Annotated in this window: 14 protein-coding genes; 9 read left to right on the plus strand and 5 right to left on the minus strand. The window is 70.2% G+C overall.

All coding sequences use genetic code 11. From position 1 onward, the window contains the following. Window positions 1-354 precede the first annotated feature (354 nt). Window positions 355-1,344: a 2,3,4,5-tetrahydropyridine-2,6-dicarboxylate N-succinyltransferase gene (gene dapD / locus ABD369_RS23110; RefSeq protein ID WP_344638422.1), complete on the minus strand. Its 990-nt coding sequence runs from the start codon at window positions 1,342-1,344 to the stop codon at window positions 355-357. 146 nt (window positions 1,345-1,490) lie between these two features. On the opposite strand from dapD, the gene ABD369_RS23115 reads away from it, so the two are divergent. The 3 genes from ABD369_RS23115 to argF all read left to right on the plus strand — a co-directional run bounded on the left by ABD369_RS23115 (window position 1,491) and on the right by argF (window position 6,985). Further along, window positions 1,491-3,176: a 3' terminal RNA ribose 2'-O-methyltransferase Hen1 gene (locus ABD369_RS23115; protein ID WP_344638423.1), complete on the plus strand. Its 1,686-nt coding sequence runs from the start codon at window positions 1,491-1,493 to the stop codon at window positions 3,174-3,176. Beyond that, window positions 3,173-5,767: a polynucleotide kinase-phosphatase gene (locus ABD369_RS23120; protein WP_344638424.1), complete on the plus strand. Its 2,595-nt coding sequence runs from the start codon at window positions 3,173-3,175 to the stop codon at window positions 5,765-5,767. The genes ABD369_RS23115 and ABD369_RS23120 overlap by 4 nt, the downstream gene beginning before the upstream one ends. A 216-nt stretch (window positions 5,768-5,983) precedes the next feature. After that, on the plus strand, window positions 5,984-6,985 hold the full coding sequence (gene argF / locus ABD369_RS23125; RefSeq protein WP_344638425.1) for an ornithine carbamoyltransferase: 1,002 nt from the start codon (window positions 5,984-5,986) through the stop codon (window positions 6,983-6,985). A 22-nt stretch (window positions 6,986-7,007) separates the two neighbouring features. On the opposite strand, the gene ABD369_RS23130 is transcribed toward argF, so the two are convergent. Then, on the minus strand, window positions 7,008-7,538 hold the full coding sequence (locus tag ABD369_RS23130; RefSeq protein WP_344638426.1) for a superoxide dismutase family protein: 531 nt from the start codon (window positions 7,536-7,538) through the stop codon (window positions 7,008-7,010). Window positions 7,539-7,791: 253 nt separating this feature from the next. After that, the gene (locus ABD369_RS23135; protein ID WP_344638427.1) at window positions 7,792-8,196 is read right to left on the minus strand and encodes a type II toxin-antitoxin system VapC family toxin; all 405 of its coding nucleotides are present in this window, start codon (window positions 8,194-8,196) and stop codon (window positions 7,792-7,794) included. A 398-nt stretch (window positions 8,197-8,594) separates the two neighbouring features. Between ABD369_RS23135 and acnA the strand changes: the two genes are divergently transcribed. From acnA to ABD369_RS23155, 4 genes are all read left to right on the plus strand, one after another. Next, the gene (gene acnA / locus ABD369_RS23140) at window positions 8,595-11,270 is read left to right on the plus strand and encodes an aconitate hydratase AcnA (protein WP_344638428.1); all 2,676 of its coding nucleotides are present in this window, start codon (window positions 8,595-8,597) and stop codon (window positions 11,268-11,270) included. Between the two features lie 397 nt (window positions 11,271-11,667). After that, the gene (gene ngcE, locus ABD369_RS23145) at window positions 11,668-13,074 is read left to right on the plus strand and encodes an N-acetylglucosamine/diacetylchitobiose ABC transporter substrate-binding protein (RefSeq protein ID WP_344638429.1); all 1,407 of its coding nucleotides are present in this window, start codon (window positions 11,668-11,670) and stop codon (window positions 13,072-13,074) included. 98 nt (window positions 13,075-13,172) lie between these two features. Further along, window positions 13,173-14,105, plus strand: a complete 933-nt coding sequence (locus tag ABD369_RS23150; protein ID WP_344638430.1) for a carbohydrate ABC transporter permease — start codon at window positions 13,173-13,175, stop codon at window positions 14,103-14,105. 12 nt (window positions 14,106-14,117) lie between these two features. Beyond that, entirely contained in the window at window positions 14,118-15,065 is a 948-nt protein-coding gene (locus ABD369_RS23155) for a carbohydrate ABC transporter permease (protein WP_344638431.1), read from the plus strand. A gap of 179 nt (window positions 15,066-15,244) precedes the next feature. On the opposite strand, the gene pepN is transcribed toward ABD369_RS23155, so the two are convergent. After that, entirely contained in the window at window positions 15,245-17,806 is a 2,562-nt protein-coding gene (pepN, locus tag ABD369_RS23160; protein WP_344638432.1) for an aminopeptidase N, read from the minus strand. A 181-nt stretch (window positions 17,807-17,987) separates the two neighbouring features. Between pepN and ABD369_RS23165 the strand changes: the two genes are divergently transcribed. Then, window positions 17,988-18,623 carry a mycothiol-dependent nitroreductase Rv2466c family protein gene (locus ABD369_RS23165; protein WP_344638433.1) on the plus strand — a complete coding sequence of 212 codons (636 nt, stop codon included), beginning with the start codon at window positions 17,988-17,990 and terminating at the stop codon, window positions 18,621-18,623. Between the two features lie 68 nt (window positions 18,624-18,691). On the opposite strand, the gene ABD369_RS23170 is transcribed toward ABD369_RS23165, so the two are convergent. After that, entirely contained in the window at window positions 18,692-20,107 is a 1,416-nt protein-coding gene (locus ABD369_RS23170; RefSeq protein ID WP_425557738.1) for an amino acid permease, read from the minus strand. Window positions 20,108-20,422: 315 nt separating this feature from the next. Here ABD369_RS23170 and ABD369_RS23175 point away from each other — a divergent pair, with 315 nt between their 5' ends. Then, complete coding sequence (locus ABD369_RS23175) at window positions 20,423-21,022, plus strand: biotin transporter BioY (RefSeq protein ID WP_344638434.1); 600 nt, start codon at window positions 20,423-20,425, stop codon at window positions 21,020-21,022. Window positions 21,023-21,111: the final 89 nt, after the last annotated feature.

Here is a 21,111-nt window from a genome sequence, read left to right on the forward strand (position 1 = left end):
CACCCGGCACCACTCGTTGAGCTCCAAGCCCAGCCTGCTGTCAGCCGCAGGGGTGAGGACGGCTTGCGGCGCGGCGCCGCACTCGGCTAGGAGCGGCGGGGTGCGGGGTGCAGGAGGCCGTGGGCGTCGTCGGTTCCATGCGTCGCTTCGTTCGGGGTGCGGCTGCCGGGCCGGAATACACGTATCCGGCCGGAGCGTGCGTGCTGGATCGGGCCGGAGTGCGCGCGTCGGGCCCGGAGTGAGCGTGCCCGGCGTATCCGGCCGGAGCGAGCGTGCCGGGTGTGCGGGAAAACGACCGGGCTCTCGGTGCCGCCGTGAGGACGGCATCGAGAGCCCGGTACGGTGCAGAGGAGGTCAGTTGTGCGCGTGCAGGTCGGCGTTGAGCCCACCCCACGAACCGGACCGGGCGATCACCTCGACCGCGCCGCTCTGCGAGTTGCGGCGGAACAGCAGGTTGTCCTGGCCGGAGAGCTCGACCGCCTTGGCGATCTTGCCGTCGGGGGTGGTGACGCGGGTGCCGGCGGTCACGTACAGACCGGCCTCGACCACGCAGTCGTTGCCGAGCGAGATGCCGATGCCCGCGTTGGCGCCCAGCAGGCACCGCTGGCCGACCGAGACGACCTGCTTGCCGCCACCGGACAGGGTGCCCATGATCGAGGCGCCGCCACCGATGTCGCTGTGGTCGCCGACCACGACGCCCGCGCTGATCCGGCCCTCGACCATCGAGGTGCCCAGGGTGCCGGCGTTGAAGTTGACGAAGCCCTCGTGCATCACGGTGGTGCCGACGGCCAGGTGCGCACCGAGGCGGACCCGGTCCGCGTGCGCGATCCGGACACCCGACGGCGCGACGTAGTCGCTCATCCGCGGGAACTTGTCGATCCCGTACACGGCCAGCTGGCCGCCCTGGATGCGGACGGCGAGCCGGGCCTGCTCGACGTTCTCGACCGGCACCGGGCCGATGCTGGTCCAGGCGACGTTGGCGAGCAGGCCGAAGATGCCGTCCAGGTTCTGGCCGTGCGGCTTGACCAGGCGGTGGCTCAGCAGGTGCAGGCGAAGGTACACGTCGTGCGTGTCCAGCGGCTTCTCGTCCAGGGAGGCGATGGTGGTGCGCACCGCGACCACCTCGACGCCCCGGCGCGCGTCGCTGCGCAGCGCCTCGGCGGTGCCCGCGCCGAGAGCCGCCTCGGCCTCTTCGGCGGTCAGTCGGACGGTGCCGGCCGGGCCCGCCTCGGCGACGAGTTCGGGGGCGGGGTACCAGGTGTCGAGGACGGTCCCGTCGGCGGCGATGGTGGCCAGACCGGCCGCGACGGCGCCGCTTGCGAGGGTGGAGGTTTCAGCAGTCACATCGTGCACGTTAACGAATCCCGGCCGCGGCTGCCGAACCCGCTCACCGTCCGGACGCGGATTCGGATCATCCGGGCGTCGATTCGAGCCGAGGTGCGCATAAAACCCGGTGCCCGCGCGATGGGTGCTCGGCGATACTCAGCCGGGTGTTCATCTCGATCTCCACCACAGGAACGGCCGAGCGGCCCGCCACCGACCTGGGATTTCTGCTGCACAAGCACCCTGACAAGGTGCAGCGGTTCTCGACCTCCCACGGTGAGGCGCATGTCTTCTACCCAGAGGCGACGGCCGAGACGTGCACCGTGGCGCTGCTGCTGGATGTCGACCCGATCGCGCTGGTGCGCAAGGGCCGGGGCAAGGGCCGCGGCGGCTCGCCGGACTTCTCGCTCGCCCAGTACGTCAACGACCGCTCCTACGCGGCCTCCTCGCTGCTCGCGGTAGCCCTGCGGACGGTCTTCCGGACCGCGATGAAGGGCGTCTGCGAGACGCGTCCCGGCCTGGCGGACCAGCCGATGCCACTGCGGATCTCACTGCCCGCGGTACCCGCGAGCGGTGCGGGCGAGAGCGGTGGCGCCGCGTTGGTCGGCCGGCTCTTCGAGCCGCTCGGCTGGCAGGTCGCGGCCGAGGCGATCTTGCTGGACGAGGCGTTCCCCGAGTGGGGCGAGTCCCGGTACGTCCGGGTCGAGCTGAGCGCCACCGCGCGGCTGGCCGACGCGCTCCAGCAGCTCTATGTGCTGCTGCCGGTGCTGGACGGTTCCAAGCACTACTGGGTCGCGCCGGACGAGGTGGACAAGCTTCTCGACGCCGGAGAGGGCTGGCTGGCCGAGCACCCGGAGCTCAACCTGATCATCCGCCGGTACCTGGCACGGCGCTGGGCGCTGGCCCGGACCGCGATGGAACGCCTGGAGCTGGCCCGGCTCGCCGAGGCCGACGACCGGGAGGCCGAGGAACTGGACAACGCGGTGGACGATGAGAACACCGGAGAGAGCGCCGACGGCAGGGAGGCCGCCGAGTCCGAGGCGGGTGCCGAGGGGACGGCCGACCGGAAGCGCACCTCACTCGCCGTTCAGCGCCGGGAGGCGATCCTGGCCGCACTGCGTGAGACGGGTGCGGCCCGGATCCTCGATCTCGGCTGCGGGCAGGGCGAGTTGGTCGGCGCGCTGCTCAAGGACACCCGGGTGACCGAGGTGCTCGGCGTGGACGTGTCCACGCGGGCACTCTCGGCAGCCGCCCGCAAACTGCGCTTCGAGCGGATGCCGGAGCGCCAGTCGTCCCGGGTCAGGCTCGCCCAGGGTGCGCTCACCTACACCGACGCGCGCCTCAAGGGCTACGACGCGGCCGTGCTCTCCGAGGTCATCGAGCACCTCGACCTGCCCCGACTGCCCGCACTCGAGTACGCGGTGTTCGGCGCCGCCCGCCCCGGTGCCGTCGTCGTGACCACGCCCAACGTCGAGTACAACGTCCGCTGGGAGACCCTTCCGGCCGGGCACGTCCGGCACGCGGACCACCGGTTCGAGTGGGACCGGGCACAGTTCCTGGCCTGGGCGCAGCGGGTGGCCGACACGTACGGGTACGGCGTCACCGTCCGGCCCGTCGGCCCGTACGACGAGGAGGTCGGTGCGCCGACCCAACTGGCGCTGTTCCGCCTCGGGGCCGCCGGTGCCGAGCCCGACGCCGCGACCGAGGCGGACACCACGGCCCCTGCCGTGATCGCCACCCCCACGACCGCCGCCTCCGCAGCCACCACGACCACCCCGGGCGCCGCAACCACCGCCACCCCCACGACCGCCGCCACCACCACGACCACCACCGAAGGGAGCGTGACTCGATGACCGACACCACCACCGCAGCGCCCGCCCAGGTCCGCGCCCTGCCCGTCACCGACCTCTCCCTGGTGGTGCTGGTAGGCACCACGGGCTCGGGCAAGTCCAGCTTCGCCCGCAAGCACTTCCTGCCGACCCAGGTGGTCTCCTCCGACTTCTGCCGCGGTCTGGTCGCCGACGACGAGAACGACCAGTCCGCCTCCAGCGACGCCTTCGACGTGCTGCACTACATCGTCGGCAAGCGGCTGGCCGCCGGTCGGTTCACCGTGGTCGACGCCACCAACGTCCAGCAGGAGGCCCGGCGCCGGCTGGTGCAGATAGCCCGGGAGCACGACGTACTCCCGATCGCGATCGTCCTCGACGTCCCGCCGGACGTCTGTGCCGAACGCAACCGCACCCGCCCGGACCGGCAGCTTTCGCCACATGTGATCCCCCGCCAGCAGCGCGAGCTGCGCCGCTCGCTCAGGGGGCTGGAACGGGAGGGCTTCCGCAAGGTCCACGTACTACGCGGGGAGGCGGAGGTGGGGGCCGCCCGGATCGTCATCGAGAAGCGCTTCAACGACCTGCGCCACCTCACCGGGCCGTTCGACATCGTCGGTGACATCCACGGCTGCCGCTCCGAGCTGGAGACCCTGCTGGTCCGGCTCGGCTACACCCTCACCCGGGACGAGCAGGGCCGCCCGGTCGATGCCGCGCACCCCGAGGGCCGTACCGCGGTCTTCGTGGGAGACCTGGTCGACCGCGGCCCGGACACCCCGGGTGTGCTGCGTCTGGTGATGGGCATGGTGGTTGCCGGACACGCCATCTGCGTCCCCGGCAACCACGAGAACAAGCTGGGCCGGTGGATGGCCGGCCGCAAGGTCACCGTCTCGTACGGCCTGCAGGAGTCGGTGGACCAACTGGCGGGCGAGAGTGAGGAGTTCCGCGCCCAGGTGCAGGCCTTCATGCGCGATCTGGTCAGCCACTACCTGCTGGACGGCGGCGACCTGGTGGTCTGCCACGCCGGCCTCCCGGAGAAGTACCACGGCCGCACGTCGGGCCGGGTCCGCTCGCACGCGCTCTACGGCGACACCACCGGCGAGACTGACGAGTACGGGCTGCCGGTCCGCTACCCGTGGGCCGAGGAGTACCGGGGCCGGGCGCTGGTGGTCTACGGCCACACCCCGGTCCCGTCCGCGAGCTTCCTCAACAACACCATCTGCCTGGACACCGGCTGTGTCTTCGGCGGCAGCCTCACCGCGTTGCGCTACCCGGAACGCGAGCTGGTCAGCGTCCCGGCCGAGCAGGAGTGGTACGCCCCGGTCCGGCCGATGCACGGCGACGCACCCGGTGCCCGCGACGGCCGTCCGCTCGACCTGGCCGACGTGGCCGGCCGCCGGGTGGTCGACACCACCCACCACGGCCGGGTCGCGGTGCGGGAGGAGAACGCGGCGGCCGCGCTGGAGGTGATGAGCCGTTTCGCGCTCGACCCCAGGCTGCTGGCGTATCTGCCGCCGACCATGGCCCCCAGCGCGACCTCGCGCCGCGAGGGCTATCTGGAGCACCCGGAGGAGGCGTTCTTCGCCTACCGCCACGACGGGGTGCGGCAGGTGGTCTGCGAGGAGAAGCACATGGGCTCGCGCGCGGTGGTCCTGGTCACCCGGGATGCCGCCGTGCTGGAGAAGCGGTTCGGCGTCGAGGCACCCGGTGCGGTCTGGACCCGGACGGGGCGGGCCTTCCTCAGCGACGAGGAGCTGACCGGGGCGGTGCTGGACCGGGTCCGGGCGGCCGCCGAGCGGGCTGGGCTGTTCGAGGAGCTGGCCAGTGACTGGCTGTTGCTCGACGCCGAGCTGATGCCTTGGTCGCTCAAAGCCGCCGAGCTGCTGCGCCGTCAGTACGCGGCAGTCGGCGCGGCGGCGGGCGCGGCACTTCCGCGGGCGCTGGCAGCGCTGGAGCAGGGCACCGGACGTGGTCTGGAACTGGCGGAGCTGACCGAACGGCAGCGGCGGCGGGCGGCGGACGCGGAGGCGTTCACCGCTGCCTACCGCCGCTACTGCTGGCCGACCGAGGGCCTGTCGGGCATCCGGCTGGCGCCGTTCCAGGTACTGGCGGCCGAGGGCGCGAACCTCGCGGTCCGTCCGCACGACCAGCACCTCGCCTGGATCGACCGCCTGGTCGCGGCCGACGACCCGCAGGAGCCGATCCTACGGAGCACCGGCCGTCTGGTGGTGGACACCTCGGACGAGGAGTCGATCGCCGCAGGCGTCGCCTGGTGGGAGGATCTGACGGCGGCCGGCGGCGAGGGCATGGTGGTCAAGCCGCTCGCCTCCCTCGTCCGGCGCGAGGCGGGCGAGGGCCGCCCGGGCGGTCTGGTCCAGCCGGGTATCAAGGTGCGTGGCCGGGAGTACCTGCGGATCATCTACGGTCCGGACTACACCCGGCACCTGGAACAGCTGCGGCAGCGCTCGCTCGGCCACAAGCGGTCACTCGCCCTGCGCGAGTACGCCCTCGGCCTGGAGGCACTGGACCGGCTGGCGGCGGGCGAGCCGCTGTGGCGGGTGCACGAGGCGGTGTTCGCCGTGCTGGCTCTGGAGTCGGAGCCGGTCGATCCGCGGCTCTGAGGCCTACGCCGGGCTCCGGGCCACTCCCGCTGGAAGGTTCACCCGCTGGAGGGGCCCACCCGCCGGAAGGGCCGCCCCGGACTTTGGTGGCGGCCCGGAACGATGGGTGACCCGGGATGATTTGCGGCGGCCAGCGCGACCGCAGGGTCTGCATACAAATTCATAGTGTCGTATACACTTCCCGTCTCAGTGTCCCCGACGCCACAGGAGCCCGGCATGGCCTTCAACCTCCGGAACCGGCACTTCCTCAAGGAGCTGGACTTCTCCCCGCAGGAGTTCCGCTTCCTGCTCGACCTCTCCGCGCAGCTCAAGGCCGCCAAGTGCGCGGGGACGGAGCAGCAGCGGCTGCGCGGCAAGAACATCGCGCTGATCTTCGAGAAGACCTCGACTCGGACTCGCTGTGCCTTCGAGGTGGCCGCTCACGACCAGGGGGCGAGCACCACCTACTTGGACCCCTCGGGCTCGCAGATCGGCCACAAGGAGTCGATCAAGGACACCGCCCGGGTGCTCGGCCGGATGTTCGACGGCATCGAGTACCGGGGCCACGGCCAGGAGGTCGTCGAGGAACTGGCCGAGTACGCGGGGGTGCCGGTCTGGAACGGGCTCACCGACGAGTGGCACCCCACCCAGATGCTGGCGGACGCGCTGACCGTCCGGGAGCACACCGCCAAGCCGCTGGAGGAGGTCGCCCTGGCCTACCTCGGCGACGCCCGCTCCAACATGGGCAACTCGCTGCTGGTCACCGGCGCTCTGCTGGGGATGGACATCCGGATCGTCGCCCCGCGACAGCTCTGGCCGGCCGAGGAGGTGCAGAAGGCCGCCCGGGCACTCGCCGACTCCACGGGCGCCCGGATCACCCTGACGGAGGACGTCGCGGCCGGGGTCGCCGGTGCCGACTTCCTCTACACCGACGTCTGGGTCTCGATGGGCGAGCCCAAGGAGGTCTGGGTCGAGCGGATCGCGATGCTGAAGCCCTACCAGGTCTCGATGGAGACGGTCCGGGCGACCGGCAATCCGGCCGTGAAGTTTCTGCACTGCCTTCCGGCCTTCCATGACCTGGGCACGGAGGTCGGCCGGCAGATGCACGAGGCCACCGGGATGTCCGAGCTGGAGGTGACCGACGAGGTGTTCGAGTCCAAGCACTCCATCGTCTTCGACCAGGCGGAGAACCGCCTGCATACCATCAAGGCCGTCCTGGTCGCCACGCTGGGCTCCTGACCGGCTCGCTCCGCCCGGCTCCTCAGAAGGCCACGTTCACGCAGGCCACCCGGTCGCTCGCGGCATGCGAGTCGGCCGGGGCGCCGGCGTGGAGGACGAGCGAGCTCGCCTCGCCCGGCCGGAAGGCCCAGCGGACGGTGGCGCTCGCCGAGCCGTTGCCGGCCCGGTCGGTACGGAGCGTCATGCGCAGCTCGTTTCGGTCGTTGGCGTACGCCAGGTCGGTGGAGGGCTGCACCGGGTCCACGCTGTGCTGGTAGTGCGGACCGGACGCGGCCGGGTCGGCGCCGCACCGCCCCGTGTGCGCATGGACCGGGAACCCGTGTTGCGCCGCGGCCCCCGACAGCTCCATGCGCACCGTGGTCCCGTCCGTGGCGCGCACCACCGTCACGCGGACGTGAGAGCCGTACCGGACGAGGTCCGGCGCGTGGCTGATCGCGGTCGGCGGTACGAAGGCGGAGGCCGGGGCGAAGTCGGCGTCCACCTCGGTGGTGTGGGGCAGTGCCGGGTGCAGCAGGGCGAGCGGGAGCAGGGAAGCGGCGAGCGGGGCGGACATGGTGGGTCGGACCTCCGGGGTGGGCGGACACGGCCGGTGCCGTGGCTGCTGGACACCGACCACGGTCTCGGCCCCGCCCGGCGCACCGCGTGGAGCCGTGCCGCAGGGTCACCCGTACGGGCGGCCGGTGCGGCACTGCCCGTGCGGCGCGGTCCGGGTGAGGTGTTCGGTCTGCGCGAAGGGCCGATGCTCCAAGGTCACCGCTCCGGGGCGGACGCCGCCCCGCGCGAAGCCCCGGCCCCGACGGCCCGGGTCACCGCGCGGGAGCGATGCCCCGGATCTCGCAGCGCGGCCCGCTCGCCCGCATCAGCCGCAGGTCGGCCGTCACCAGCGGAACCCCGAGTTGCTCCGCGACCGCGACGTAGGCGGCGTCGTCCGGCGTCAGGTTGTCCTTCAACTCCCAGATCCGCCCGAGCAGGGGAGCGGCCTCCACCTTGCGGATCTCCAAGCCGGCCAGTTCGGTGGCCAGTTCGGCCACCCGGTCCGCGTCGAGTTCCCGGGCGAGGTACAGCCCGCGCAGCGACTGCATCACCTCGATCACCACGTGCTCGGGGGCGACCCACTCGCCGCCCACCGCCAGCTCGGCCCGGGCCGCCTCGCCCCGTGCGCCCCGGTCGGCGAGCGCCAGCACCAGCGCGGAGGCATCGACGACGATCACGAGCGGGCTCCCTGGACGGTGGCGGTCGATTGACTGGGCTTCACCGTAGCCGGACCGGTCTCCGGCACGACGCGCGGGCCCAGGACTTGCGCCAGGGGGGTGGTGCAGGAAGTTTTGGAGGCATGTCACGGCGGTGTCGTCGGATCGCGCCCAAAGGCATGCCGGCGGAAGGCACGCCTGTAGGTGGGAGTCAGGCGCCCATGCACTATGGTTTATCTCGACATCGAGATAACTCCAAGCTAGGATTTATCTTGACGTCAAGATACTTGCCGAGAGGCGCAGGCGCCCATTCTCGCGAATGGTTAGTTAGCTAAGGCTTACCTTACCTTATCGCCCGGTGGGCAGAGGGGGCGCAGCACAGCCCCACGCACACACGAAGCACCTAGAAGGAGTCAGTCGTGTCCGCGAACAGCTTCGACGCCCGCAGCTCGCTGCAGGTGGGCGACGAGTCGTACGAGATCTTCAAGCTCTCCGCCGTCGAGGGTTCCGAGCGGCTGCCGTACAGCCTCAAGGTGCTGCTGGAGAACCTGCTCCGCACCGAGGACGGCGCGAACATCACCGCCGACCACATCCGCGCGCTCGGCAACTGGGACGCCACCGCCCAGCCGAGCGAGGAGATCCAGTTCACCCCGGCCCGCGTGATCATGCAGGACTTCACCGGTGTGCCGTGCGTGGTCGACCTCGCCACCATGCGTGAGGCCGTCAAGGAGCTTGGCGGCGACCCGTCCAAGATCAACCCGCTGGCCCCGGCCGAGCTGGTCATCGACCACTCCGTCATCGCGGACAAGTTCGGCACCCCGGACGCCTTCGTCCAGAACGTCGAGATCGAGTACGGTCGCAACAAGGAGCGCTACCAGTTCCTGCGCTGGGGCCAGACCGCGTTCGACGAGTTCAAGGTCGTCCCGCCGGGCACCGGCATCGTCCACCAGGTGAACATCGAGCACCTGGCCCGCACGGTCATGGTCCGGGGCGGCCAGGCCTACCCCGACACCTGCGTCGGCACCGACTCGCACACCACCATGGTCAACGGCCTGGGCGTGCTGGGCTGGGGCGTCGGTGGCATCGAGGCCGAGGCCGCGATGCTCGGCCAGCCGGTCTCCATGCTGATCCCGCGCGTGGTCGGCTTCAAGCTGACCGGCGAGCTGCCGGCCGGCACCACCGCCACCGACCTGGTGCTCACCATCACCGAGATGCTGCGCAAGCACGGTGTGGTCGGCAAGTTCGTCGAGTTCTACGGTGACGGCATCGGCGCCATCCCGCTGGCCAACCGTGCCACCATCGGCAACATGTCGCCGGAGTTCGGCTCGACCTGCGCGATCTTCCCGATCGACGCCGAGACCATCAACTACCTGAAGCTCACCGGCCGCAGCGAGCAGCAGCTCGCCCTGGTCGAGGCGTACGCCAAGGAGCAGGGCCTCTGGCACGACCCGTCGGTCGAGCCGGTCTACTCCGAGTACCTGGAGCTGGACGTCTCCACCGTCGTCCCGTCGATCTCCGGCCCGAAGCGCCCGCAGGACCGCGTCGTCCTCGCCGAGGCGGCGGCCAAGTTCGCCGAGGCGCTGCCGACCTACTCGGCCGAGGCCTCCAAGCCGACCGCCGTCACCGCCCCCGACGGTTCGTCGTACGAGATCGACAACGGCGCGGTCGTGATCGCCTCGATCACCTCCTGCACCAACACCTCCAACCCCTCCGTCATGCTGGGCGCCGCCCTGCTGGCGAAGAAGGCCGTGGAGAAGGGCCTGACGGTCAAGCCCTGGGTCAAGACCACCCTGGCGCCCGGCTCCAAGGTCGTCATGGACTACTACGAGAAGGCCGGCCTGCTCCCGTACATGGAGAAGCTGGGCTTCAACCTGGTCGGCTACGGCTGCGTCACCTGCATCGGCAACTCGGGCCCGCTGCCCGAGGAGGTCTCGGCCGCGGTGAACGAGGCCGACCTGGCCGTCGTCTCGGTGCTCTCCGGCAACCGCAACTTCGAGGGCCGGATCAACCCCGACGTCAAGATGAACTACCTGGCCTCCCCGCCGCTGGTGGTCGCCTACGCCCTCGCCGGCAACATGAACGTCGACATCACCCGCGAGGCCCTGGGCCAGGACGCGGAGGGCAACGACGTCTTCCTCGCCGACATCTGGCCCACCGAGCAGGAGGTCGCCGACGTCGTCGCCGGCTCCATCGACGAGGCCATGTTCGACAAGGGCTACCAGGACGTCTTCGCCGGCGACCACCGCTGGCAGTCGCTCCCGGTCCCGACCGGCAACACCTTCGAGTGGGACGCCGAGTCCACCTACGTCCGCAAGCCCCCGTACTTCGAGGGCATGGCCAAGACCCCGAGCCCGGTGACCGACATCACCGACGCCCGCGTCCTGGCCAAGCTGGGCGACTCGGTCACCACCGACCACATCTCCCCGGCCGGCAACATCAAGCCGGGCACCCCGGCGGCGCAGTACCTGACCGCCAACGGCGTCGAGAAGCGTGACTTCAACTCCTACGGCTCGCGCCGTGGCAACCACGAGGTCATGATCCGCGGCACCTTCGCCAACATCCGTCTGCGCAACCAGATCGCGCCGGGCACCGAGGGCGGTTACACCCGCGACTTCACCCGGTCCGCCGAAGGTGACGGGGGTGCCCCCGTGTCGTTCATCTACGACGCCTCGCAGAACTACCAGGCCGCCGGCATCCCGCTGGTCGTCCTGGCGGGCAAGGAGTACGGCTCCGGCTCGTCCCGCGACTGGGCCGCCAAGGGCACCGCGCTGCTGGGTGTCAAGGCCGTCATCGCCGAGTCGTACGAGCGCATCCACCGCTCGAACCTGATCGGCATGGGCGTCCTGCCGCTGCAGTTCCCGGAGGGCCAGAGCGCCGACTCCCTGGGCCTGACCGGTGAGGAGACCTTCTCCATCACCGGCGTGACCGAGCTCAACGAGGGCCGCACCCCCAAGACCCTCAAGGTCAAGGCGGTCGGCGCGGACGGGACCAGCACCGAGTTCGACGCGGTCGTCCGCATCGACACCCCCGGCGAGGCGGACTACTACCGCAACGGCGGCATCCTGCAGTACGTGCTGCGCTCGCTGATCGGCTGATCCCAGTAGGTCCGGCAGAGGCCGGCACCCACTCCTCGGAGTGGGTGCCGGCCTCTTCTGTTTCCGGATCACGTTTTGACGTATCGCTGCTCAAAGTTGCGCGTTTCTATGTTCAAATGCGCATGAACACGCTACCTTCTCGGATGTCAGCGGCCCGGCGCACCTCTGCGGGTCCCTGCGAATTGCACATGCTGCACGGCCGGCAACGCTTTGACGGTCACCGGTCACCCCCGGTGGTGCGCGCTATTGCCGCCGGATGGCCGCAGGACTATACCTTTGCGCATCACAGCAACGCCTCTGAGCGGCACTTCCGCCGCTGGGCGCGCCCCAGCAGCGGGAATTGACGGGCCGTCATAACCTGGCTGCATCTCAAGGACACCGAGGGGTTAGGGCACTCATGGGCTCTGCAAACGAGTACAACCGCCGTGACATCTTCAAGCGCGCCGCCGGTATCGCCGTGCTCGCGGCGGCCGGAAGTCCGCTGCTCGCCGCCTGCGCCGCCGGCGCCGGCGGAAGCGACAACAAGGGGACGAAGAGCAGCGGTTACAACCTCACCGATGCCAAGAACCCGTTCGGTGTGGACGCCAGGGCGGGCCTTGAGGTCTTCATCTTCGACGGCGGCTACGGCAGCGACTACGCCAAGGCGTTCGAGGCCGTCTACGCGAAGTCCTACCCCGATGCGAAGATCAACCATCAGGCCGACAAGGACGTCACCGGCAAGCTCCAGCCGCGCTTCAACGCGGGCAGCCCACCGGACGTCATCGACGACTCCGGCAACAAGCAGATCAAGCTGGACGTGCTGGTCGACTCCAACCAACTGACCGATCTGCAGCCGCTGTTGGACGCACCGTACCTCGACGACCCGACCAGGAAGGTCCGTGACGTGCTGATGCCCGGCACGCTCGACTCCGGCACGGTCAAGGGCAAGGTCTACAACCTCTCCTACGTCTACACCGTGTTCGGCCTCTGGTACTCGGGCAAGCTGTTCCGGGAGCACGGCTGGACGGCTCCGAAGACCTGGGCCGACTTCATCGCACTCGGCAGCCGGATCAAGGCCGCCGGCATCGCCCCGCTGGCCCACCAGGGCAAGTACCCGTACTACATCAACGTCGCCATGCTGGACATGATCGCCAAGCAGGGCGGCCCGGAGCTGATGAAGCGGATCGACAACCTGGACCCGACCGCCTGGGACGACCCGGCCGTCAAGACCGCGATGGACGCGTTCTACCAGGTGGTCGACCAGGACTTCCTGCTCCCGGGCACAAACGGCATGACCCACACCGAGTCGCAGACCGCGTGGAACCAGTACAAGGCCGCCTTCATCCCGTGCGGCTCCTGGCTGGAGAACGAACAACTCGCCTCCACGCCGGCCGACTTCGAGATGACCTTCATGCCGATGCCCTCGCTGCCCGGCGACCGGATGCCGTTCGAGGCGATCCGGGCGGGCGCGGGCGAGCCGTTCATCGTGCCCAGGCAGGGCAGGAACGTGGCCGGCGGTCTGGAGTTCCTGCGGATGATGCTGACCAAGGAGGCCTCGGGCAAGTTCGCCCAGACCGCCAACAGCCTCACCTGCCTCAAGGACGGCGTCGGACCCGAGGTCAAGCTGAAGCCGGGCACCCAGTCCACCGTGGTGGCCCTGAAGGCCGCGGGCGCCAACACCTTCAACTACCAGTACCCGAACACCGCCAGCAAGTTCGACGAGGACCTGCAGAACGCCTCCGGCGAGCTGATGGCCAAGCGCATCGGACCGGACGAGTGGATCAAGCGCGCCAAGGAGTCGGCGGCCAAGAACAAGTCCGCCTGACCGGTGGAGCCGACGGGTGTGCCCGGGGCCCGCGGACGGCGGCCCCGGCGCGCGCCCGGGTCCGACGGGCAGGAGATGCACGGACAGGAGATGCGGCGATGCGTCACGGCAAGTACCCCTTCATCGTGGGGTTCCTCTTCCTCCCGATGGTGCTGTACGCGGGCCTGGTGCTCTGGCCCTACCTGCAGACCTTCGGGTACTCCCTGACCGACTGGTCCGGGCAGAGCCAGCAGATGGACTTCGTCGGGCTGGACAACTACGGCAAGCTGTTCCACGACGGCGTCTTCCTCGGCGCGCTCGGGCACAACGTCCTGCTGCTCACCGTGCTGCCGGTCGCGACCATCGTGATCGCGCTCTTCTTCGCCTTCATGCTCAACGTCGGCGGCCGGGGCGGCACCGGCGGGGTGCAGGGCGTGCGCGGATCCGCCTTCTACAAAGTGGTCTTCTTCTTCCCGCAGGTGCTCTCGATCGCCATCCTCGCCGTGCTCTGGCAGGCGGTCTACCGCACCGACGCCGCCGGCCTGGCCAACGGCGTACTGATCAAGCTGGGGCTGGCGGACGCCCAGCACCCGGTGGCCTGGCTCTCCGACCCCGACCTGGTGCTCTGGTGCATCCTCGGGGTGCTGGTCTGGAGCGGGGTCGGCTTCTACCTGGTGCTGTTCTCGGCCGCGATGCAGTCGATCCCCAGGGACATCTACGAGGCGGCCCTGCTGGACGGTGCGGGACGCGGCCAGACCTTCTTCAGGATCACGCTGCCGCTGCTCTGGGAGACCGTGCAGACCGCCTGGGTCTACCTCGCGATCGTGGCGATGGACGCCTTCGCGCTGGTCGCCAGCATGACCCCGGGACGCGCCTACGGCGGTGGTCCCGATCACCACAGCGAGCTGATGTCCACGTATCTGATGCGCAACTTCCTCGCCTTCGGGGAGGCCGGCTACGCCTGCGCGATGGGTGTCGTGATCTTCTTCTTCACCCTCATCCTGTCCGTCGTCTCGCTGCGGGTCACCCGGCGCGAGCGGATCGAGTACTAGCGGGGCCATGGCATGAGTACCAGCATCGAAAGGACCGCTCCCGCGCCGGAGGCGGAGCGCACCCGCGGCAGCCGTCCGGCGAAGGGGGCAGAGCGCTTCGCCGACCGCGGGGGAGTGCTGAACGCCTTCTCGCACGGGTTCCTCGCCCTCTGGGCCGTGATGATCGTCTTCCCGCTGCTCTGGGTGGTGCTCGGCTCGTTCAAGACCGACGCCCAGATCAACGGCAGCGCCTGGAGCTGGCCGGGCCACTGGAGCTTCGACGCCTTCGGCCGGGCCTGGACCAAGGGCATCGGCGGCTTCTTCGCCAACACCCTGATCGTGCTGGCCGGTTCGCTCACCCTGACCATGTTGCTCGGCTCGATGGCGGCCTATGTGCTCGCTCGGTACGAGTTCAGGGGCAACCGGCTGATCTACTACTTCTTCGTGGCCGGGGCGATGTTCCCGGTCTACCTGGCCCTGGTCCCGCTCTTCTTCATGGTCCGGAACCTCGGCGGGATCTCCCCGCTGCTCGGCCTGAACAGCTACCTGGGCCTGATCCTGGTGTACGTCGCGTACTCGCTGCCGTTCACCGTGTTCTTCCTGCACTCCTTCTTCCGCACCCTGCCCACCGCCGTGCACGAGGCGGCGATGCTGGACGGCTGCTCGCACACCCGGGCGTTCTTCCAGGTCATGGTGCCGATGGCGAAGCCCGGACTGATCAGCGTCGGCATCTTCAACCTGCTCGGCCAGTGGAACCAGTACATCCTGCCGGTGACTCTGATGCAGCCGACCTCGGCGGGCGAGGCCGACCACTCGGTACTGGCCCAGGGGCTGGTCAACCTGGCGCTGCAGTCGGGGTACGCGAGTGACGCGCCGTCCCTCTTCGCCGGTATGACGATCGCGATGCTGCCGGTGCTGGTGGTGTACCTGTCCTTCCAGCGCCAGGTGCAGTCCGGACTCACGTCCGCCACCCTCAAGTAGCGCGGAGCCGAGGGCACGGGAGCCCTCGGCGGTCGGGCCCGTCGGCCCGCAACCGGCTCGGGGCGCGGGGCCCGCGCGAGTGGCCCGCTGTCGCGGTGCACGGTGTTTCGCGCGGGCCCCGCCCCGGAGGTGGTTCCCGGTGGGCCGGCCGCCTCAGACCCGGTCGGCCGCCGGAGGGATCAGCCCCGGTCGCACGCCTGCGCGCGCAGTGCCCGCGCCAGGTCGTCGTGGCACTCCAGGACCAGCCGCCGCAGCGCGGGGGCGGCCGAGGGGTGCCCGGTCAGCCAGGCGTCGGCGGCGGCGAGGGTCCGCTCGTCGGTCTGGTAGCGCGGGAAGAACCCGCCGACGATCCGCATCGCGATCTCGATGCTGCGCTGCGACCAGATCTCCTCCAGCAGCGCGAAGTAGCGCTCGGTGTAACCGACCGTCAGATCGCGTCGGCCCGGCTGGTTGAAGCCCGAGATCTGGGCCTCCACCAGGGCGTTGGGCAGCTCGTCGGAGTCGATCACGGCCGACCAGGCGGCGGCCTTGGCTCCGGCGGTCGGCAGCGCGGCCAGGCACTCGGTCAGGTGCTGCTTGCCGCTGGCGGTGTTGTCGGCGGCCAGCTCCGCGTTCAGCTCCTCGGCGCCCGCCTTCCCGGCGGCGGCCAGTGCCAGCCAGAGCAGCCAGCGCAGGTCCTGGTCCACCTCCAGGCCGTCGATCCGGGCGGTCCCGGCGAGCAGCCCGCGCAGCAGCCGGAACTGCTCCTCCTCGTGGGCGGTCTGCGCCAGGAACCGGGCCCAGGCCAGCTGGTGGTCGCTGCCCGGCGCGGCGGCGCGGAGTTCGCGCAGCGCGCCCTCGGCGAGCAGCTGTGCGCCCTCCGGGCGCCAGGCCGGGTCCGCGTACACGTCCAGCGCGAGCTTGGCCTGCTGGTGCAGCGACTGCAGCACGCCGATGCCCGACTCCTGGCCCGCGAAGCGCAGTACCAGCGCCAGGTAGTCGCGGGTCGGCATCAGCCCGTCCCGGGTGAGGTTCCACACGGCCGACCAGGCCAGCGCCCGGGCGAGGCCGTCGGTGATCTCGCCGAGGCCGTCGCGCAGGGTCTCCAGCGAACGGTCGTCGAAGCGGATCTTGCAGTACGTCAGGTCGTCGTCGTTGAGCAGCACCAGCGCGGGCCTGGGCAGCCCGGCGAGCTCGGGGACGACGGTCCGGGTGCCGTGCACGTCCAGCTCGATCCGGTGGGTGCGGACCAGGGCGCCGACGGCGTCGCGGTCGTAGAGGCCGATCGCGATCCGGTGCGGACGCGGGGTCGCGCCGTCCTGGACCACCGCGAACTCGGTGATCCGGCCCTCGGCGTCACAGGTCAGCTGCGGGGTGAGCGAGTTGACCCCGGCGGTCTGCAGCCAGGCCCCGGACCAGGCGGTCAGATCGCGGCCGCTGGTCTGCTCCAGTACGTCGAGCAGGTCGCCGAGCACGGTGTTGCCGTAGGCGTGCCGCTTGAAGTACTGCCGCACGCCCGCGAAGAAGGCGTCCCGGCCGACGTAGGCGACCAGCTGCTTGAGCACCGAGGCGCCCTTGGCATAGGTGATCCCGTCGAAGTTCAGCTTGGCGTCCTCGAGGTCGCGGATGTCCGCGGTGATCGGGTGCGTGGTGGGGAACTGGTCCTGCCGGTAGGCCCAGGCCTTGCGCTTGTTGGCGAAGGTGATCCAGGCGGACCGGTACCTGGTGGCCTCGATCTGCGAGAAGGAGCCCATGAAGTCGGCGAAGGACTCCTTGAGCCACAGGTCGTCCCACCACTTCATGGTGACCAGGTCGCCGAACCACATGTGCGCCATCTCGTGCAGGATGACGTTGGCCCGGCCCTCGTACGCGGCCTCGGTGACCTTGGAGCGGAAGACGAAGTCCTCGCGGAAGGTGACGCAGCCGGGGTTTTCCATCGCACCGATGTTGTACTCCGGCACGAAGCACTGGTCGTACTTCCCGAACGGGTACGGGAAGTCGAACTCCTCATGGAAGAAGTCCAGGCCCTGCTTGGTGACGGTGAAGATCTCGTCCGCGTCGAAGTAGGGGGCCAGCGACCTGCGGCAGGTCGCGGCGAGCGGGATCTCGAGCGTGGAGCCGTCGGCGAGCCGGCGGCGGTAGTGGTCGCGCTCGACGTGGTACGGGCCGGCGACCACGGCGGTGAGGTAGGTGGAGATCGGTTCGGTGGGCGCGAAGCGCCAGACGCGGGCGGCGCCCTGGTCGGTGATCTCCTCGTGCGCCGCGTTGTGGTAGACGTCCCATGCGGCCGGTGCGGTCACCGTGAAGCTGAACGGGGCCTTCAGATCCGGCTGTTCGAAGGTGGCGAACACCCGGCGGGCGTCGGCCGGCTCGTAGTGGGTGTAGAGGTAGGTCTCGCCGTCCGCCGGGTCGACGAACCGGTGCAGGCCCTCACCGGTCCGACTGTAGGCGCAGTCCGCCTCGACCACCAGGACGTTCTGCTCCGCCAGGGTGTCGAGGGTGATCCGGGCGCCGTCGAAGGCCGTACCCGGGTCCAGGGCGCGGCCGTTGAGGGTCGCCGATCGCACGGCGGGCGCCAGCAGGTCCACGAAGGTGGCGGTGCCCGGCGCGGAACTGCGGAAGGTGATCGTGGTGGTGGAGCGGAAGGTGGCGGCCGCCGGGTCGACGGCGGAGGTCACGTCGAGGTGGACCCGGTAGCTGTCCACACTGAGGATGTCGGCCCGCTGCTGGGCTTCCTCGCGGCTCAGGTTCTTGCCCGGCACGGGCGGTACTCCTTTGTCCGGCTCGCACACAGGGTGCTGGGAGGTCTTCCTTGCCGGGCATCCTTTCACGCGGCCCGCACCGTGTTATTGCACAGGTCACACGGAATCAGTCCGGGGGGTGCGGTGTTGCGATCGGAGACAAGCACCGTTGCTTCTCGGAAAAGTGCGAAGGACGTAGTCAGTGACCACCGCAGACTCCCGCAAGATCGCCGACTTCTGGTTCGACCCGATCTGCCCCTGGGCCTGGATGACCTCCCGCTGGATGCTGGAGGTCGAGAAGCTCCGCCCGGTGGAAACCCGTTGGCATGTGATGAGCCTCGCCGTCCTCAACGAGGACCGCGAGGACCAGCCGGAGAAGTACAAGAAGAACCTGCCCAACGCCTGGCGCCCGGTCCGGGTGCTGATCGCCGCCGCCCAGGAGTACGGCGACAAGGTGCTCGGCCCGCTCTACACCGAGCTCGGCACCCGCTTCCACAACCAGGGTCTGCCCAACAACCGGGAGACCATCGAGGCCGCGCTGGTGGCGGCGGGGCTGCCGGCCGAGCTGGCCGACGCGGCCGACAGCGACGAGTACGACGCCGAGGTGCGGGCTTCGCACCAGCAGGGCATCTCGCTGGTCGGCGAGGACGTCGGCACCCCGGTGATCGCGGTGGACGGCGCGGACGGCGAGCGGGTCGCCTTCTTCGGCCCGGTGGTCACCCCGACCCCGCGCGGCGAGGCCGCCGCCCGGCTCTGGGACGGCACCCTGCTGGTCGCCTCAACCCCGGGTTTCTTCGAGATCAAGCGCACCCGCACGGCGGGCCCGTCCTTCGAGTGAGCACGGCCGGCGCGTGAGCGGACACGGCGAGGGGCCCGGTACCAGGTACCGGGCCCCTCGCCGTGCCGTCAGGCGGTGCGCCGCTGCTTCAGCCAGCCGAGCACCGAGAGCACCACGGTCAGACCGGCCGTGAAGTACAGCTGGATCCGGTTGTCCGCGTCGAGGGTCATCAGGGCCAGCACCGCGAGGACCGCGGCCAGCGCCACCCAGGTCAGGTACGGGAAGAACCACATCCGCACGGTGAGCTGCTCGGGCGCCTCCCGCTCGATCCGGCGGCGCATCCGCAGCTGGGCCACCGCGATGAAGGCCCAGACCACCAGCACGGCCGCGCCGACCATGTTGAGCAGCCAGGCGAAGACGGTGGTCGGCCACCAGTAGCTCAGCAGCACCGCGAGGAAGCCGAAGGCCGAGGAGGCCAGCACGGCCAGCCGCGGCACCCCGCCGGTCACCCGGGCCAGCGCCTTGGGGCCCTGGCCGCGCTGGACCAGCGAGTACGCCATCCGGGAGGAGCCGTAGATGTTGGCGTTCATCGCCGACAGCAGCGCGATCAGCACCACGACGTTCATCAGCTGGCCGGCGCCGGGGATGCCCAGGCTGTCCAGCACCGCGACGTACGGGCCGACCTTGGTCACGCTCGCGTCGTTCCACGGCACCAGGGTGACGATCACGGCCATCGAGCCGACGTAGAACAGGGCGATCCGCCACATCGCGGTGCGCACCGCCGAGGCGACGCTGCGCCGGGGGTCCGGGGACTCGGCGGCCGCGATGGTCACCGTCTCCAGGCCGCCGTAGGCGAAGACCGAGGCGAGCAGGCCGGTGATCAGGCCGGTGGAACCGTGGGGGAAGAAGCCGCCGTGACCGGTGAGGTTGGCGGTACCGGGAGAGGAGCTGCCGGGCAGCAGGCCGAGGATGGCCAGCACGCCGATCACCAGGAAGGCGGCGATGGCAGCGATCTTGACGGCGGCGAACCAGAACTCGAACTCACCGAAGTTCTTCACGGCCGCCAGGTTGGTGGCGCAGAAGAAGCCCATGAAGACGGCGACCCAGACCCAGAGCGGCACGCTCGGGAACCAGCCGTTCATCACGTGCGAGGCACCGATCGCCTCGGCGCCCACGCCGACGCAGAGCAGCGTCCAGAACATCCATCCGACGGTCAGACCGGCCCAGGGGCCGATCTCCCGCTCGGCGTGCACGGAGAACGAGCCGCTGGCCGGACGGGCCGCGGACATCTCGCCGAGCATCCGCATGACCAGCATGACCAGCAGGCCGGAGGCGGCGAAGGCCAGCACGATGGACGGACCGGCGGCGGCGATACCGGCGCCGGAGCCGACGAACAGCCCGGCGCCGATCACGCCGCCGAGCGCGATCATCGACAGGTGGCGCTGCTTGAGACCGTGGGAGAGCTGCTGGTTCTCAGAGCCCGAGCCGGCGTTGGACGCCGGCTCGTTGGACTCCAGCAGCGGCTGGTTGGTGGGGGTCGTCATAGAGGCGGATCCAGACTGTTACGGATGTCGGAGCAGTCAGTCCACTATTCGGTACGCCAGATGGTCATGCCAAGAAATCCCACCGAAGGACCGAATTTCGGACATTAGAGTGACTGAAAGTGATCGCCTATCTACCTAAACGGCACCCCGGTGTCCGGGTAGGACGGAATCCGACAAGGTGCAGGCCGAACACTTGTCAGAGGCCGACGCGCAGTGAACGCAATGTTGCACATAGGTTCACAACTGTTCCCGAGTGTCAACGAACGACCACGCCGCGTCGATGCGACCACGTCGTGTCAGAACTGGAGACCCGCCATGGCCACTGCCGTCACGCCCGCCCCCGCCACGGTGCTCGCCGACCACCTTCCGGGAGCGGCCACCCGGCTCGGCGGACAGGCGCGCGAGCTGGCCCTGGTCGTCGGCGGCGCCGCGTTGACCGGCCTCGCGGCCCAGTTCTCGGTGCCGGTCCCCGGCTCGCCCGTCCCGGTCACCGGGCAGACCTTCGCCGCGCTGCTGGTCGGCACCGCCCTCGGCGCCCGCCGGGGTGCCGCCTCGCTCGCCCTGTACCTGCTGGCGGGCATGGCCGGGATGCCGTGGTTCGCCGAGGGTTCCTCGGGCTTCGCGATGCCGAGTCTCGGCTACGCCATCGGCTTCGTCCTCGCCGCCGCCCTCACCGGGGCGTTCGCCCGGCGCGGGGCGGACCGCAGCGCGCCGCGCACCGCGATGGCGATGGTGCTCGGCAACCTCGCCATCTACGCGGTCGGTGTCCCGTACCTGGCGGCCTCGCTGCACGTCTCGCTCGCCAAGGCCGCCGACCTCGGCCTCTACCCCTACCTGATCGGCGACGCGCTCAAGGTCCTGCTCGCCATGGGCGCCCTCCCCCTGACCTGGAAGCTCCTGCGGCGCCGCGGCTGAGCCTCGTTCCCGGGGCGCGGGGAGCCGGGCGAGTCCCGCCCGAGCGGGCAGGTCGCACGGGCCCCGCGCCCCGGCGCGTTCTCGGCCGA

Source organism: Kitasatospora cystarginea (genome assembly GCF_039533515.1).
Taxonomy (GTDB): Bacteria; Actinomycetota; Actinomycetes; order Streptomycetales; family Streptomycetaceae; genus Kitasatospora; species Kitasatospora cystarginea.